Raw genomic sequence first — 16,290 nt, forward strand, 5'->3', positions numbered from 1 at the left:
CGGTGTCGTGAGTTGTGCACCAACAGCGGGCCTAAACATGAAGCGCTGCAGGATATTGGTAATAAACGATTATGCGTCGATGGGCGGCGCGGAAGTTGTTTATCAGCAATCGGCAGATCTTCTGAGTCGATTGCCCGGGGTCGAAGTTGAACGCTTCGACGACACCCGCTTTCCGGTGGGAACCACCAAGTGGTCCAGGTCCTGGAATGTCGCGGCCGCGCGCGCACTCGAGAAGACTATTGTGGGTTTTCGTCCGCATCGGGTGATGGTGCACAACTACCATAACGCTCTATCGAATTCGATACTGAGCGTTATCGCGCGTCAAAAGCGAAAGCTCGGCTTTCGCGCATATCACACGAGCCACGACTACCATCTCGTCTATTACAACCCGGCACTGCAATACTTCGACAACCGGCGGCCGGTGATTGTGCCGCTCGAAGTGTTGGGCACGCGTGCGGCGTTGACCCGTCGGTCGACGACGAAAGGTCTTCTGCACGACCTGATGACGAAGTGTTACTGGCACGCAGTACGCGAGGCATTCCCTGCCAAGCGGATCTTCGAGACGATCGTATGTCCAAGCGCCTTCATGGAAGAAGCGCTGCATCGCAGTGGCATCACGAATACGAGAGTCGTTTTTAATCCCTCTTCAGTACCGGTCGCGTTTCAGCCTTCGCGTGTTGCTGGCAAGCAGAGATTCAGGCTTGCCTTTGTCGGCAGGATTTCACAGGAAAAGGGACTCGCGGAATTTATCGAACTCGCAGAGAGCGTGAACTTTCATCGTATTGACGTATTAGGAGTCTACGGGGACGGTCCGGATCGTCGTGCGATGGAGCAGCGCTTCGCGTCGCTGATCCAGCGCGGCAAACTGGTTTTTTTCGGCAGACTGCCGCAGGAGGAATTGTTTCCGCGGATGCGCCGATTTGCCGACGCGGTCGTCGTGCCATCGTTGGGAGCTGAGAATGCGCCGCTCGTCATTATCGAGGCCGCCATGCTCGGCTTGCCTGCCCTCGTCCACGACGGCGGCAGCATGGCGACGACCGCTGACGCGGTGGGCAACAAGATCAAATTTCGGTCGGAGCCTCAGAGCCTCGAACTGGCACTGGATCGACTCGCGATACATCTGGCGGACAAGGGCAGAAGCTATTCACTCGCGGAGTATTTGCCGGAGCACTACCAGCAGCGGCTCGTGGAAATCATGGAACTCGGAGAGCACGCCGGCACGGCACCTTCGAGGCGGACGGACGAGGCGGTCTGCTGACACTTGCGCCGTTCTACCTGACGTTGAGCTGACAGTGGACGGAGCGACGGCGTCGGCCAAATGCGTGACTGCTGCGCAAAGCGCATTTTCGCCGGAAATTTCTATACTTCTCTAGCGCACTGGCACGATCCAGCGCGCACGACCAAGACGAATTCACGTCAACGAAACGAAAGAATCGAAGCGAACCCGCGGCTCGGCCATCACGGCTCACGCGCGATTCGTAGGAGGAGGGAGACATGGCACATTCCGCAACCGCCGCGTCGGGGAAGGAAGGCCACGGCGACGCCTCACCGGCTCTTCCAGCGCTCGCGCTGGCCGCGCTCGGCGTGGTCTATGGCGACATCGGCACGAGCCCGCTCTATACGCTCGCCACCGTGTTCGATCCCGCCAACGGTCTCACGCTCAATGCTTTCAATATCGTCGGCATCGTTTCGCTGATTTTCTGGTCGCTGATGATCGTCGTTTCGCTGAAGTACGTCGTCCTGATCCTGCGGGCGAATAATCACGGCGAAGGCGGGATCATGGCGTTGCTCGCGCTCGCGGCGTCGTCGGTCGCGGCGCGGCCGCGCTTGCGTCGCGGGCTCCTCGTGGTGGGGGTGATGGGCGCGGCGCTGTTCTTCGGCGATAGCGTGATCACGCCGGCCATATCCGTGCTGAGCGCCGTGGAAGGGCTCGAAGTCGTCGAGCCCGGGCTCAAGACCTATGTGGTTCCGGTGACACTCGCCGCGCTGATCGTGCTGTTCGTCACGCAAAAGCACGGCACGGGCGGCATCGGCGCCGTGTTCGGGCCAGTGATGGTGCTCTGGTTCGTCGTGATCGGCGCGGCGGGCGTCGCGAACATCATAGCCACGCCGGTCGTGCTGTACGCGCTCAATCCGCTGGAAGGGCTCCGCCTGGTCATGCATCACCGCTGGCTGGCGTTCGTCGCGCTCGGCGCGGTGGTGCTGTCGCTGACGGGCGCCGAGGCGCTCTACGCCGACATGGGCCATTTCGGCAAGCGACCCATCCGTGTTACGTGGTTCGGCGTCGTTTTTCCCGCGCTCGCGCTGAACTATCTGGGCCAGGGGGCGCTGCTGCTGGCGAACCCGGGCGCCGTGCAAAACCCGTTCTACCGACTGTTCCCGCAGTGGGCCATCGTGCCGATGATCGTGCTGGCGACGATCGCCACCGTGATCGCGTCGCAAGCCGTTATTTCGGGTACCTATTCGATGACGATGCAGGCCATGCAGCTTTCTTTCCTGCCGCGCATGAACATCGTACATACGTCGGAGCGCGAGATCGGGCAAATCTACGTGCCCGGCATCAACTGGATTCTGCTGATCGCCGTGGTCGCGGCGGTGTTGGGCTTCCGCTCGTCCACGGCGCTCGGGGCCGCGTATGGCATCGCCGTGACCGGTACGATGCTGATCACCACATTCCTGACGTTCTTCGTCGTGCGTTACGCGTGGCGCTACAACTGGCTGCTGTGCGTGCTCTCCACCTCGTTCTTCTTCGTGATCGACGCGCTGTTCTTCTCGGCGAATCTGCTCAAGATCGTCGACGGCGGCTGGTTCCCGCTCGTGGTCGGCGCAATCATGTTCACGATCATGGCGACGTGGGGACGCGGCTGGGAGATGATGCTGGCCGAAGCGCGCGCGCGGGCGGGAAAGACGCCGCTCAAACAGTACCTCACCACGCTGCTCGAAAGTTCGCCGACGCGTGTGGGCGGCACGGCGATCTTCCTGACGCCGGACGCCGAAGCGGTGCCGCACGCGCTCGTCAACAACCTGCGGCACAACCGTGTGCTGCATGAGCGCACGGTTTTCCTGAGCGTAATCACGAAAAGCGTGCCGAAGGTGGCCGACAGCGAGCGCGTGCAGATCAGGCCGCTGTGCGCGGGCTGCTGGCACGCAACGGTGAATTACGGCTTCAAGGACGAAGTGGACTTGCCGCGCACGCTGGCCGCCTACAAGTCGCCGGAACTCACGTTCAACCTGGACGACACATCCTGGTTCCTGAGCCGCGCGGCTGTCGTGCCCAAGCGCGTCCACGGCATGGCGCTATGGCGCGAGCGGCTGTTCGCGGTGATGCTGCACAACGTGGGCAATATCGCGGCTTTCTTCAAACTGCCGGCCAATCGGGTGATCGAAGTCGGCGCGCGCGTGGAGATCTAGGCGGACAAGGCCTCATCTACCTTTGAAGTCATTCGTTGGACTTCGCCACTTCGCAACGGCCCGCCACTCCCTCGGGTTCGAAACTTGCTGCCAACGACCAACCGCCGCTCCAATCGGCGCGCGCGTGTTGCTTCGCGGCAGGCAGGCATGGACGAATGCCCGCGCCGCAGCCAATCAGGAGGCGTGTGATGGGCGACGAGACCCACAAGACTCATGCACACGACCGCCGCCGCTTTCTTGCCGGCGTAGCCGCGGTGGCCGGCAGCGTTGCGCTATCGGGTTGCGGTGGCGGATCGGGTGAAGACGACTTAACGGGCGGAGGAGGCGGCGACCCCGCGCCCTCGATTACCGACATTCCGGCGCCCAACGCCGCCGACCGCTATAGCCTGCCGCGCCCGGCGTTGCCCGCGCCGGCCAGCTCGGGCATCGACTTCATTGTGCTGGTCACGATGGAAAATCGTTCGTTCGACCATTTCCTCGGCTGGGTGCCGGGCGCCGAGGGCATGCCCGCGAACCAGAAGTTCAAGGACGCGTTCGGCGCGACGCAAACGCCGTTTTCGCTCGCGGCGAATGCCGCGTACGGCTATCAGGCGTGCGCGTTCCTGGACCCCAATCACAGCTTTTCGGGGGGGCGCACGCAACTGGCATCGGGTGCGATGAATGGCTGGCTGCTCACGCCGGGCACGAGCCTGAGCCGGGGCGACCTGCTGCCTATCGGCTTCTACACGCAGGCCGATCTGCAATTTTTCAACGCCGTGGCCAGCAGTTACACGATCGGCGACTTCTACTTCAGCGGCATCCTGACCAGCACGTTTCCCAATCGCCTCTATCTGCATAGCGGCGCGACGGACCGGCTCGACGACAGCGCCGACACGTCGTCGCTCGCGACGATCTGGGACAAGCTGAGCAACGCCGATGTCGACGCTCGCTACTACTACCACGACGTGCCGATCACGGCGCTTTATGGCACGCGGTATGTCGGCATTTCCCGCCCGTTTGCGGATTTCCTCGTGAATGCCGCGGCGGGGACGCTGCCGCCATTCTGCATGGTCGATCCGTCATTTACGGGCGAGCCGGAAGGCGTTTCCTCCGACGATCATCCACATGCCGACATCCGCGACGGCGAGGCGTTTCTCGCGCAGGTCTACGAGGCGCTGCGCACGAGCCCGACGTGGAGCCGCACGCTGATGATCGTCGTCTACGACGAATGGGGCGGGTTTCTCGAGCACGTGGTGCCGCCCACCAGGCCGATCAGCAACAGCGAGCTCACGCTCGGCAACGACGGCAAGCTCGGCTTTCGCGTGCCGCTCGCGCTGCTGGGCCCGCGCGTGCGCGCGGGTTCGATCACGCGCTATCCGTTCGACCCCAGCTCGATTCACGCGCTGCTGCAATGGCGCTTCGGCTTGCAGCCGCTCGGCGTGCGCGGCAGCGATCCTGCGACCTTCAATCTCGCCTACGCGCTCGATTTCAACGGCGCGCCGCGCACCGACGCTCCCCCGTTCACTGTCGCCCAGGGGCCGTTCGGCGGAGCCTGCCTGGGGGCGGTCGTGCCGTCGCCGTCGAGCTCGGTATCGGCGGTCGATCAGTCGCAAAAGCGGGCGATCAACCCGACGGCGGACCGCTTCGCGAATCTTCGCGCGAAGGCGGCGTCATTAGGATTCGCGACCGGAGGCTAACGGCGGTTTCCGCCTAGAATGAGCGGGCGGCAAGCCGGCGCCGGACCGCGCGGCCCGATGAAGGCTCATGCCTCGAGCGCAGTTCGGTAAGAACCTGGTTAGCACCCGGTAAAGAGCGCTTGCGCGCGACATCGTTTTGCGGAGCGGGCCCCGCATTTGCTAACTAGACCCTCTCGAAGCCCCGCGGTAGCGTGCAGCATAGGATCGGCACGCGCGGCGGGTCGCCTACGTCGACGTCACCGCGTCGTCCTCAACGGGTCCGCCGATGCCATTTCGTTCCGATCTTCCCGTTTGGTCTTCCCGCGAGCGGCCGTACCGCTGCGTTCTAGCCTCCGTGGCCACCGCGCTGGCGCTCGCCGCAAGCAGCAGCGTCACCGCGCAATCCGCGCCGACGGTCGCGCCGACCCAGCCGGCCGTGCCGGCCCTTACGCTGCCCGCATCGGCTGCCGCTGCGAATGCCGGGAGCAGCGCCGCGGCCGGGCGCGTTGGCAACACGGATCACGCGCAGCCGTCGCCGGACGTGCCGACGCCGCCATCCGAGCTGTATGGCGAGCTGTATCGCGACGTCGAACTCGCGCATCTGTACCCGGACAGCAAGACTTTCGCCGACATGTCGCCAAACGAGCCGCCGCCGCAAGTCATCGCCGACTACGACAGCCAGCGCGCTCAGCCGCGCTTCGACCTGAAGCAATTCGTCGAACAGCGCTTCACGCTGCCTGCTCGCGAGCCGAAGCGCTATGTGTCCGATCCGAACGAAAGCGTCACCGCGCACATCGATACGCTGTGGAGCGTGCTGCGCCGCGAACCGGATGCGAGCGCCAGCCCGTACGCTTCGCTGTTGCCGCTACCGTCGTCGTACATCGTGCCGGGCGACCGCTTCGACGAGATCTACTACTGGGACTCGTACTTCATTCTGCTGGGGCTCGACGCGAGCGGCCAGCGCGCGCTCGTCGACGACGAGCTGAACAACTTCTCGACGTTGATCGACCGCTATGGCCATATCCCCAACGGCAATCGCACGTATTACCTGAGCCGTTCGCAGCCGCCGTTCTTCGCGCAGATGGTGCAGCTCGTCGCGCGCAAAGAGGGCGATCAGGTCTACGCCCGCTATCTGCCCGAGCTGCGCCGTGAATACGCGTACTGGATGGCGGGCAGCGATCATCTGTCGCCCGGCAACGCGGCGCGCCATCTGGTGCGCCTCGCCGACGGCACGCTGCTCAATCGCTACTGGGACGAGCGCGCGGCGCCGCGCGACGAGTCGTACCGCGAGGATGTGATGACGGCGCAGCAGATACCGCAACGCGACGCGCAGGATTTGTGGCGCAACCTGCGCGCGGGCGGCGAAACCGGCTGGGATTTCAGTTCGCGCTGGTTCGCCGACGGCAGGACGCTCGCGACCATCGACGTGACCTCGCTCGTGCCAGTGGACCTGAACTGCCTGATGGTGGAGCTCGAACGCGCGCTCGCGAAAGCCTACCGGGTGACCGGCGACGCAGGCCACGCGGAGAATCTCGAACTACGCGCCCGCGTGCGCGCCGATGCAATCCGCCGGGTGCTGTGGGATCCGCAACTGCACGCTTTCGGCGACTACGACTTCGTGCACGGCACGCTTACGCACCGGCTCACTGCCGCGACCGTCTACCCGCTTTACACCGGCGTCGCGACACGCAACGACGCGCGCGAAGTGGCGCAGACGATCCGGCGGGATCTGCTGCGCCCGGGCGGTCTCGCGACGACGCGGACCGATACCGGTCAGCAGTGGGACGAACCGAATGGCTGGGCGCCGCTGCAGTACCTCGCGGTGATCGGGCTGCGCCGCTACAGCGAGCCGGAGCTCGCGCGTGATATCGCGACCCGCTGGATTCGCACCAACGTCGCGTACTACCAGCGCACCGGCAAGCTGGTCGAGAAGTACGACGTCGACGCGAGCGACAAGTCGGCGGGCGGCGGCGAGTATCCGCTGCAGGACGGCTTCGGCTGGACCAATGGTGTGCTGCGCGTGCTGATGCAGCTCTATCCGGATGCGGTGAGTTCGACGAAGCCGGCCGATCTGCCGGGCGGTGCGGTGGGGGTGTCGGATGCGGCGGCATCGGCGGCGGCCGCGCCGCAGACGTCGCACAGCGCGTCGCCCGCGGGCCACTAGTCGGAAGAGGTAGTAGCGATACCAGGATGATGGGTTGACTGCCTGACGGCGACGCAGCCCGTTAGCATGCTTCGGATAGCTCGAACGGCCCCCTAGTCACCTGGAAAGTCTCGAAGATGAATCGCAAGCTCGACGTACCAACGGCCGAACCGGTGCCGCCGCAGGCGCAGGCGACGGCGGCGGCCAAGGCCGCCCCGGTGGCCGACGATGAAGCCGCCGCGCATTGGCAGCGCAACCTGTGCGTGTGCGTGTTCGGCTCGTTCACGACCATCGTCGCGATGACGCTGCTGCTGCCGTTCCTGCCGCTTTACGTCGAGCAACTCGGCGTGCAGGATCATGCGGCGATCGTGCAGTGGTCCGGCGCCGCGTTCGGCGCGACGTTCTTCAGCGCCGCGCTCGTCGCGCCGCTGTGGGGCAAGCTCGCGGACCTCTACGGCCGCAAGCTGATGCTGATCCGCTCGAGCCTCGGCATGGCGATCGCGATGTCGCTGATCGGCATGGCGCACTCGGCCTGGCAACTGGTCGCGTTGCGGCTGCTCGCCGGGCTGCTCGGCGGCTATGCGTCGGGCTCGATGATCCTCGTCGCGACGCAGACGCCGAAGGCGCGTTCGGGCTGGGCGCTCGGGGTGCTGTCGTCGGGGATCATGGCGGGCAATCTGGTCGGCCCGCTGCTCGGCGGCTTTCTGCCGCCGCTGATCGGCATCCGCGCGACCTTCTGGGCCTCGGGCGCGGCGATCTTCGTCGCCTTTCTCGCGACCGCGTTTCTGATTCGCGAGCAGCCGGTCCGCAAGCGCGCGGACAGCGCGTCGAAGAAAGGCGCGTGGGCCTCGGTGGACGACAAGCGGCCGGCCATCGCGATGCTTGCCACCGGCTTGCTGCTGATGGTCGCGAACATGTCGATCGAACCGATCATCACCGTCTACGTCGCCCAGCTCACGAAGCCTCAAAGCGTGACGATGGTCGCGGGCTTCGTCATGTCGGGCGCGGCGCTCGGCAGCGTGATCTCGTCGTCGCGCCTCGGCAGGTTCGCGGATCGCGCCGGGCACTGGAACGTGATCGTCGGCTGCCTCGCGGTATCGGCGGTGCTGCTCGTGCCGCAGGCGTTCGTCACCGCGAGCTGGCAGCTGATCGTGCTGCGTTTCCTGATGGGCATCGCACTCGGCGGCCTGTTGCCGTGCATCGCGAGCGTGATCCGGCACAACGTGCCGGCGAGCGTGACCGGCGCGATTCTCGGCTACTCGGTGTCGTCGCAGTACGCGGGGCAAGTGGCCGGCCCGCTGCTGGGCGGTTTCGTCGGCGGCCACGTCGGCATGCGCGCGGTGTTTCTCGGCACCAGCGTGCTGATGGCGCTCGGCGCGCTCGCGAACTGGCGCGTGAAATCGCGCAGCGTACGGGCCGAGGCGGCGCGCTGATACGAGCCGCGTCGACGCTCGGCACGTTTGCGATTGCGGCGCAAACAAGCGGACTGAGGAGATGGGAAAACCAATCGTTGAAGACGAACCGTTCATGAGGCGTTTCTCAGACTCGGTTGTTCCTTGATCTGCTGGAACACGCTCAAGCGTGCCCAGAAGTCTTTATGAAACCGTTTCTAAGTCGTCCGCTGTCCCCCCGTGATCACCCGCTCCAGCGACAGCTTCAAGTGGCGCTGCATCGCCGCCTGCGCCTGCAGCGGATCGTGCGCTTCCAGCGCTTCCAGAATCACCAGATGTTCTTCGGGCACGGCGCCCCACGTCGTTTCGTTTTCGAAGTGGCCACGCAGCTTTTCCGACAGCGGACTATGTCGCGCATCGAATAGCGAGCTGACGGTGCGCACCAGCACTTCGTTGCCGGACATCTGCGCGATCGCCAGATGGAACGCGCGATCGGCGGCGACCGGAATTCTGCCCGCCTTCACTTCGCGCTCCATCTCGTTGTAGATCGCGCGCAGCATCTTCAGGTCTTTCGGTTTGCAGAACGGTGCGACGCTCGCGATGATCGAGCCTTCGATCAGGCAGCGCGCGCCGAGGATGTCGAGCAGGCTATCGCCGAGTTCGGCCTGCGACAGCGACGCATCACTTTGCGCGGACGGCGTCGCGCACAGATAGACGCCCGAGCCCATGCGAATCTCGACGAGGCCTTCCAGTTCCAGCGCGACCAGCGCCTCGCGCACCGACGGCCGCGATACGCCGAGCGTTTCCGCCAGCGCGCGCTCGGGCGGCAGGCGGCCGTTCGGCGCGAACTCCGGCTGAGCGATCAGATCGCGCAATTTTTCCGCGATCTGAAGATACAGGCGGCGAGTGTCGGCAGGTTTGGTGTTCACGAAACGTTTCCCGGCAATGGAGCTTGTGCAATCCCGATAAGGCGAGCGCCGATTGTAGATCGAAGCGCCCGGCGCGCAAATCGCGCGCGCTAGGCTACGCGCTGACAGCGTTCGGGGTTTCCCCCAACATCGTGCAAATTGGCTTGACCAGTATCGCATGTGCCGTTACTTTTGCAAATTGGTAAGGCCAGATCGACGCCAAGTAGACGCCAGGCGAGCAGCCCTGCGGGCCGCTCCGCTCCCGATACCCGATCAATTCCTCCATGACGATGAAGACAGTCATTTGCGAACAACCCGGCCAGCTCGCGCTCGCCGAACGCGCGATGCCGAACGCCGGCCCTGACGATGTGCTGATCCGCATCCGCCGGGTAGGCATCTGCGGCACCGACTTCCATATCTTCACCGGCAATCAGCCGTATCTGTCGTATCCGCGCGTGATGGGGCACGAGCTTGCCGGCATCGTCGAAGCGGCGCCGGCCGGCGCGCGCGTCGCGGCCGGCGACCAGGTGTACGTGATGCCGTATCTGTCGTGCGGGCGCTGCGTGGCCTGCCGCGCGGGCAAGGGCAACTGCTGCGTGAACATCCGGGTGCTCGGCGTCCATACCGACGGCGGCATGACCGAGTACCTCGCGGTGCCGCAGGCGTTCGTCTTCAAGGCCGACGGCGTGACGCTCGACCAAGCCGCGATGCTCGAGTTCCTGGCGATCGGCGCACACGCGGTCGCGCGCGCCGACGTGCAAGCCGGGCAGCGTGCGTTGGTAGTCGGGGCTGGGCCGATCGGCATGGCCGTGACGATCTTCGCGAAACTGCGCGGCGCCGAGGTCAGCGTGCTCGACGGCCGCGCGGACCGCCTGTCCGTGTGCGCCGGCGCGTTGCAGGCCGATCACACGGTGCTGCTCGACACCACCGACGCCGCGACCGATGCCGCCCAACTCGCCGCGCTGACCGATAACGAGTTCTTCGACGTGGTATTCGACGCGACCGGCAACGTGAAGGCGATGGAGCGCGGGCTGCAGTTCGTCGCGCACGGCGGCAAGTACGTGCTGGTGTCGATCGTCAGCGAGCGCATTTCGTTTGCCGATCCCGAGTTCCACAAGCGCGAGACGACCTTGCTCGCGAGCCGCAACGCGACCGTCGCCGACTTCGAAACGGTGCTCGAAGCGATGCGCGCCGGCAAGATTCCGACGGCCGCGCTCAATACCCACGTGGTCGAGCTCGCCAATCTGCCGGGCGAATTCCCCAAGCTGCTGAAACCGGATGCCGGCGTCATCAAGGCGCTGGTGGCCTGTTGAGCGAGCGGGGAAAACGGACGATGGGCAACCCGATTCTTCAATTCGGCACGAGTCGCTTTCTGCAGGCGCACGCGGATCTGTTCGTATCGGCGGCGCTCGACTCGGGCCGCGCGCTGGGGCACGTGAGCGTCGTGCAGACGACGGCCAACCCCGAGAGCCTCGCGCGCATCGACGCGCTGCGCGCGCACCGGCAGTACGAGGTGCGCATTCGCGGTCTGCGCCGCGAAGCGGTGATCGATACGACCACGCAATGTCATGCGATCAGCGAGGCATTGAACGCGAATACCGATTGGCCGACGGTGGTGGAGCGCTTTGCGCGCGACGCGCGCGTGGTGATCTCGAACACCGGCGACCGAGGCTACGAGTGTTTCGCCGACGACACCGCCGAGCTATTGCGCAACGACAAGAGCGTGCCGCGCGGATTCGCGGCGAAGCTCGTAGTGCTGCTGCACGCGCGCTTCAAAGCCGGCGCCGCGCCGCTGACGCTGCTGCCATGCGAACTCGTATCGGGCAACGGCGACACGCTGCGTGGCCTCGTCGCCGATATCGCGCGCGGGTGGGGCGGCGGGACCGAGTTCCTGCGCTACATCGAGCACACCTGCATCTGGGTCAATTCGCTGGTGGACCGCATCGTGTCCGAGCCGATCCGGCCGGTCGGCGCGGTTGCCGAACCCTACGCGTTGTGGGCGATCGAGCGGCGTGCCGGCATGGTGCTGCCGTGCGAGCACGAAGCGATGATCGTCACCGACGATCTGTTGCACTACGAACGCCTGAAGCTGCTGCTGCTGAATCTCGGGCATACGTGGCTCGCCGAGCGCTGGCAGGCCGACGCGCGCGATTCCGACGAGAACGTGCTGCACGCGATGCGCGATCCGCTGTTGCGCGCCGATCTCGAATCGCTATGGCGCGACGAGGTACTGCCGGTCTTCGATGCGCTCGGTCAGGGCAGCGACGCGCGCGCCTATCTCGACGACGTGCGCGAGCGATTCGAAAACCCCTTTCTCGATCATCGCCTCGCCGACATCGCGCGCAATCACGAGCAAAAGAAAGAGCGGCGCTTCAAGCCGGTGATCGAACTCGCCCGCGAGCTCGGCGTGCGTGTCGAGCAACCGCGTCTGAACGCGGCGCTTGCCGCGTGCGTGCAACGCGGCTAAAGGCGCGGGCCGCAAATCCGCAGTAAATCGGGTCGTCGACCCCGCAGTACACCAGCGGCTCACGAGGTCGCAAGGTTCATCTAAACATAGGCTTAGCCTGGCCAGGAGGAGACGGTTTCATGAAGAAGATGCGTTGGGTAGTGATTTTTCTGTGCTTTCTCGCGATCGCGGTGAACTACATCGATCGTGCGAATCTCGCGGTCGCCGCGCCGCAAATCGAAAAGGCGCTCGGCATCGGCCCCGCCGAGATGGGCTTCATCCTGAGCGGCTTCTTCTGGACCTACGCGTTCATGCAGATGCCGTTCGGCTGGTTCGTCGATCGCGTCGGCGCGCGCATCGCGCTGCCGCTCGCGGTCGGCTGGTGGTCGGTGTTTACCGCGGCCACCGCGGTCACGACCAGCGTCGCGGGCATGTTCGGCTGCCGCCTGTTGCTCGGCGTCGGCGAGGCGGGCGCTTACCCGTCCTGCACGAAGCTCGTGAGCCAATGGTTCCAGCCCAAGGAACGTGCGCTCGCGACGAGCATCTTCGATAGCGGCTCGCGGGTCGGCTCCGCGCTGTCGATTCCCGTGGTTGCGCTGATCATCAGCACGCTCGGCTGGAAGGCGGCTTTTGTTCTCACCGGCTTGCTCGGCGCGGTCTGGATCGTCGGCTGGTTCGTGATCTATCGCAATCCTGTGCAAGACGAGATGGCCATCGCACTCGAGGCTACTCCCGCGGCTCAGGTGAGCGCGGAGAAGGTGACATGGGCGTCGCTGTTTCGCCACCGCACGCTGTGGGGCATGATGCTCGGCTTCTTCTGCCTGAACTTCGTGATCTATTTCTTCATTACGTGGTTTCCGAGCTACCTCGTGGAGACCCGTGGCTTCTCGCTCAAATCGCTCGGCACGCTCGGCATGATTCCGGCGTTGATCGCGATTCCGGGCGGCTGGTTCGGCGGCTTCGTGTCCGACGCGCTGTTCCGGCGCGGTTGGAGCCTGACGGCCGCGCGCAAGACCTGCATGGTCGGCGGCATGCTGTTGTCGTCGGTGATCACGCTGTCGGCGTTCACGGAGAACACGTATCTGATGCTCGCGTTCTTCGGCATCGCCTATGGCAGCCTCGCGTTCGCCGCGGCGAGCATCTGGTCGCTGCCAGGCGACGTCGCGCCGACGCCGGGTCATGTCGCGTCGATCGGCGGCATCCAGAACTTCGCATCGAATCTGGCGGGGATCGTGATCACGACGTTCACCGGCGTGATGGTTGCGATGTCGAAGGGCTCGTTCACGATTCCGCTCGTCGTCGCGGGCGGCTTCTGCTTTCTTGGCGCGTTCAGCTATCTTTTCATCGTGGGACGCATCGAGCCGCTGTCGCTGGAATCGGACAGCCGCGATCTGCCCAAGGGCGTGGGCTCCACGATCTGACGTATTCTGTTTGAACGCTTACGGATAACCCTGTCTTCGAGGCTTTTCATGTCGACTCAAGCTAGCGGCGCGTGCCCGATCATTCGCCTGCATCCCGCCGACGACGTCATCATCGCGACCCGGCAGTTGTTGCCGGGCACGCGCATCGACGCGGAACAACTGGTCGTCGCCGGGCTGATTCCACCGGGACACAAGATCGCGACGCGCGACATCGCCAAGGGCGAACCGGTCAAGCGCTACAACCAGATCATCGGCGTAGCGCGTGAAGCGATCGCGCGCGGCCAGCATGTTCATACGCACAATCTCGGCATGTCCGAGTTCGCGCGCGAGCACGCGTTCGGCGCCGATGCGCAGCCGACCGTCTACGTCGATGAACCCGCGCATTTCATGGGGATTCGTCGCGACGACGGCCGCATCGCGACGCGCAATTACATCGGCATTCTGACCAGTGTGAACTGCTCGGCGACGGTTGCGCGCGCGATTGCCGATCATTTCCGGCGCGACGTGCGTCCCGACGCGCTCGCCGACTATCCGAACGTCGACGGTGTAATCGCCTTGACGCACGGGCTCGGCTGCGGCATCGACATGCAAGGCGAGGGCATTGCGATCCTGCGTCGTACGCTCGCCGGTTATGCGGTGCATCCGAACTTCGCGTCGGTGCTGTTCGTCGGGCTGGGCTGCGAGACGAATCAGATCGACGGTGTGCTCGCGGCGGGCGGCCTCGACGCCAGCTCGACGAAGCTGCGCAGCTTCACGATCCAGGACAGCGGCGGCACGCGCAAGACGATCGAACGCGGTATCGCGATGGTGCGCGAGATGCTCGCCGACGCGAACCGCGTGCAGCGCGTGCCGGTACCGGCTGCGCATCTATGCGTCGGTCTGCAATGCGGCGGCTCGGACGGCTACTCGGGCATCTCCGCGAATCCGGCGCTCGGCGCCGCGGTCGATCGGCTCGTGCGGCACGGCGGCACCGCGATTCTGTCGGAAACGCCGGAAATCTACGGCGCCGAGCATCTGCTGACGCGCCGCGCGGTGAGCGCCGCGGTCGGCGACAAACTGCTCGCGCGCATCGCATGGTGGCAGGACTATTGCGCGCGCAATGGCGGCGCGATGGACAACAATCCATCGGCGGGCAACAAGGTGGGCGGTCTGACGACGATCCTCGAAAAATCGCTCGGCGCGGTCGCGAAGGGCGGCACGACGAATCTGGTCGACGTCTACGAATACGCGCAGCCGATCGCCGCGAAGGGCTTCGTGTTCATGGATTCGCCCGGCTACGACCCGGTGTCCGCGACGGGACAGGTCGCCTCGGGCGCGAACCTGATCTGCTTCACGACCGGGCGCGGCTCCGCTTACGGCTGTGCGCCGTCGCCGTCGTTGAAGCTGGCGACCAACACCGCGTTGTGGGAGCGCCAGCAGGACGACATCGATATCAATTGCGGCGGCGTGATCGACGGCAGCGCGAGCATCGACGAACTCGGCGAAGCGATCTTCCGCATGATGCTCGACTGCGCTTCCGGTACGCGCACCAAGAGCGAGCTGCACGGCTATGGGCAGAGCGAGTTCGTGCCGTGGCAGGTCGGCGTGGTGACCTGAACGGCCGCGCAGCGACACAACCAACAATCAAATAGACGAGTCAATCACGCACTGGAGGATGCAATTGGAACGCCGCCTTTATTCAGGCCGCGACGTGAAGCGCGCGCACAGCATCGATGATCTGCGCGCGATGGCCCGCAAGCGTCTGCCGAATTTCTGTTTCGAGTATGTGGAGGGCGGCGCTGAAGACGAAGCGACACTGCGGCGCAACCGCGACGTGTTCCGCGAAATCGCTTTTCTGCCGCGCACGCTGGTGAACGTCGAAAAGCGCAATCAGAGCGTGACGCTGTTCGGCGAGCGCAGCGCGTCGCCGTTCATGATCGGCCCGACCGGCTATAGCGGCCTGATGTTTCGCGAAGGCGACGTCAAGCTGGCCAGCGCGGCGGCAGCGGCCGGCATTCCGTTCGTGCTGAGCAACGTGTCGACGGTCTCGCTGGAGGACGTCGTGCGGCGCGCGGGCGGTCGCGTGTGGATGCAGGTCTATATGTACCGCACGCGCGAATCTCTCGCGAAACTGGCGCAGCGCGCGAAGGCCGCGGGCATCGAGGCGCTGGTCGTCACGACCGACAGCGCGGTGTTCGGCAAACGCGAATGGGACCTGCGCAACTACATCGAGCCGCTGAAACTCGACTGGCGCAACAAGTTCGACGTGCTGCGCCATCCGGGCTGGATGGCCAACGTGCTGTGGCCGAACGGCATGCCGCGCTTCGCCAATCTCGGCGACCTGCTGCCGCCGGGGCAGGACAGCGTGAAGGGCGCGACGATCACACTGGGCCGGGAACTCGACCCGTCGTTGTCGTGGGACGATATCCGCTGGCTGCGCGATCTGTGGCCGCGTCGGCTGATCGTCAAAGGCGTGCTGGGTGCGCCGGATGCGCTGAAGGCGCTGGAGGCCGGCGTCGACGGCATCGTGCTGTCGAACCACGGTGGGCGGCAGCTCGACAGCGCGGTATCGGCGATGGACGTGCTGCCCGAAGTCGTCGAGCAGGTTGGGGGTAAGCTGTGCGTGATGCTCGACGGCGGATTTCGCCGCGGCTCCGAGATCCTGAAGGCGGTCGCGCTGGGCGCCGATGCGGTATTGCTCGGACGCGCGACCACCTATGGTCTGAGCGCGGGCGGTCAGCCGGGCGCCGAGCGGGCTATCGAGATTCTGCAGACCGAGATCGACCGGGCGCTCGGCTTGCTCGGTTGCTGCGATATCGCCGGGCTCGACCGTAGTTATCTGCGTTGGCCAGGGCAGCAGGCGCCGCTGTCGCGCGTGCAATCGCAAACGCAGACCCAAACGGTGCAGGCGCGCGCAGCGGCTCTGTCCGCCTGAC

11 protein-coding genes are annotated in these 16,290 nt (G+C 65.2%); 10 read left to right on the plus strand and 1 reads right to left on the minus strand.

The genetic code is table 11. The annotated features are described in order from the left end of the window. Positions 1 to 79 precede the first annotated feature (79 nt). The 5 genes from AB3X94_RS32095 (at position 80) to AB3X94_RS32115 (ending at position 8,642) form a co-directional block, all read left to right on the plus strand. Positions 80 to 1,258 (plus strand): glycosyltransferase, encoded by a 1,179-nt coding sequence (locus tag AB3X94_RS32095; protein ID WP_368613634.1) that lies wholly within the window; start codon positions 80 to 82, stop codon positions 1,256 to 1,258. A 236-nt stretch (positions 1,259 to 1,494) separates the two neighbouring features. After that, positions 1,495 to 3,411 carry a potassium transporter Kup gene (locus tag AB3X94_RS32100; protein ID WP_176111463.1) on the plus strand — a complete coding sequence of 639 codons (1,917 nt, stop codon included), beginning with the start codon at positions 1,495 to 1,497 and terminating at the stop codon, positions 3,409 to 3,411. A 188-nt stretch (positions 3,412 to 3,599) separates the two neighbouring features. Continuing rightward, positions 3,600 to 5,087, plus strand: coding sequence for an alkaline phosphatase family protein (locus AB3X94_RS32105; RefSeq protein ID WP_368613635.1), 1,488 nt, complete (start codon positions 3,600 to 3,602; stop codon positions 5,085 to 5,087). 334 nt (positions 5,088 to 5,421) lie between these two features. After that, the gene (gene treA / locus AB3X94_RS32110; protein ID WP_176111461.1) at positions 5,422 to 7,230 is read left to right on the plus strand and encodes an alpha,alpha-trehalase TreA; all 1,809 of its coding nucleotides are present in this window, start codon (positions 5,422 to 5,424) and stop codon (positions 7,228 to 7,230) included. Positions 7,231 to 7,346: 116 nt separating this feature from the next. Beyond that, positions 7,347 to 8,642: an MFS transporter gene (locus AB3X94_RS32115; protein WP_368613636.1), complete on the plus strand. Its 1,296-nt coding sequence runs from the start codon at positions 7,347 to 7,349 to the stop codon at positions 8,640 to 8,642. 176 nt (positions 8,643 to 8,818) lie between these two features. On the opposite strand, the gene AB3X94_RS32120 is transcribed toward AB3X94_RS32115, so the two are convergent. Beyond that, entirely contained in the window at positions 8,819 to 9,529 is a 711-nt protein-coding gene (locus AB3X94_RS32120; protein ID WP_176111459.1) for a FadR/GntR family transcriptional regulator, read from the minus strand. A gap of 269 nt (positions 9,530 to 9,798) precedes the next feature. Between AB3X94_RS32120 and AB3X94_RS32125 the strand changes: the two genes are divergently transcribed. The 5 genes from AB3X94_RS32125 (at position 9,799) to AB3X94_RS32145 (ending at position 16,289) form a co-directional block, all read left to right on the plus strand. Next, a complete protein-coding gene (locus AB3X94_RS32125) occupies positions 9,799 to 10,821 on the plus strand; it encodes a zinc-binding alcohol dehydrogenase family protein (protein ID WP_176121645.1) in 1,023 nt (340 codons plus the stop codon). 20 nt (positions 10,822 to 10,841) lie between these two features. Then, a complete protein-coding gene (locus AB3X94_RS32130; protein WP_368613637.1) occupies positions 10,842 to 11,975 on the plus strand; it encodes a mannitol dehydrogenase family protein in 1,134 nt (377 codons plus the stop codon). 119 nt (positions 11,976 to 12,094) lie between these two features. Beyond that, positions 12,095 to 13,375, plus strand: a complete 1,281-nt coding sequence (locus tag AB3X94_RS32135; protein ID WP_368613638.1) for an MFS transporter — start codon at positions 12,095 to 12,097, stop codon at positions 13,373 to 13,375. 48 nt (positions 13,376 to 13,423) lie between these two features. After that, a complete protein-coding gene (locus tag AB3X94_RS32140) occupies positions 13,424 to 14,971 on the plus strand; it encodes a UxaA family hydrolase (protein WP_176111456.1) in 1,548 nt (515 codons plus the stop codon). 64 nt (positions 14,972 to 15,035) lie between these two features. Continuing rightward, the gene (locus AB3X94_RS32145) at positions 15,036 to 16,289 is read left to right on the plus strand and encodes an alpha-hydroxy acid oxidase (protein WP_368613639.1); all 1,254 of its coding nucleotides are present in this window, start codon (positions 15,036 to 15,038) and stop codon (positions 16,287 to 16,289) included. Position 16,290: the final 1 nt, after the last annotated feature.

This window comes from Paraburkholderia sp. BR10923 (genome assembly GCF_040948765.1).
GTDB classification, from domain to species: domain Bacteria; phylum Pseudomonadota; class Gammaproteobacteria; order Burkholderiales; family Burkholderiaceae; genus Paraburkholderia; species Paraburkholderia youngii.

What these genes read in the sequence shown, in the direction of transcription:
- AB3X94_RS32095 (WP_368613634.1), top strand. Translation starts at nt 80, where the DNA reads ATGGGCGGCGCGGAAGTTGTTTATCAGCAATCGGCAGATCTTCTGAGT.
- AB3X94_RS32100 (WP_176111463.1), top strand. Translation starts at nt 1,495, where the DNA reads ATGGCACATTCCGCAACCGCCGCGTCGGGGAAGGAAGGCCACGGCGAC.
- AB3X94_RS32105 (WP_368613635.1), top strand. Translation starts at nt 3,600, where the DNA reads ATGGGCGACGAGACCCACAAGACTCATGCACACGACCGCCGCCGCTTT.
- AB3X94_RS32115 (WP_368613636.1), top strand. Translation starts at nt 7,347, where the DNA reads ATGAATCGCAAGCTCGACGTACCAACGGCCGAACCGGTGCCGCCGCAG.
- AB3X94_RS32125 (WP_176121645.1), top strand. Translation starts at nt 9,799, where the DNA reads ATGAAGACAGTCATTTGCGAACAACCCGGCCAGCTCGCGCTCGCCGAA.
- AB3X94_RS32130 (WP_368613637.1), top strand. Translation starts at nt 10,842, where the DNA reads ATGGGCAACCCGATTCTTCAATTCGGCACGAGTCGCTTTCTGCAGGCG.
- AB3X94_RS32135 (WP_368613638.1), top strand. Translation starts at nt 12,095, where the DNA reads ATGAAGAAGATGCGTTGGGTAGTGATTTTTCTGTGCTTTCTCGCGATC.
- AB3X94_RS32140 (WP_176111456.1), top strand. Translation starts at nt 13,424, where the DNA reads ATGTCGACTCAAGCTAGCGGCGCGTGCCCGATCATTCGCCTGCATCCC.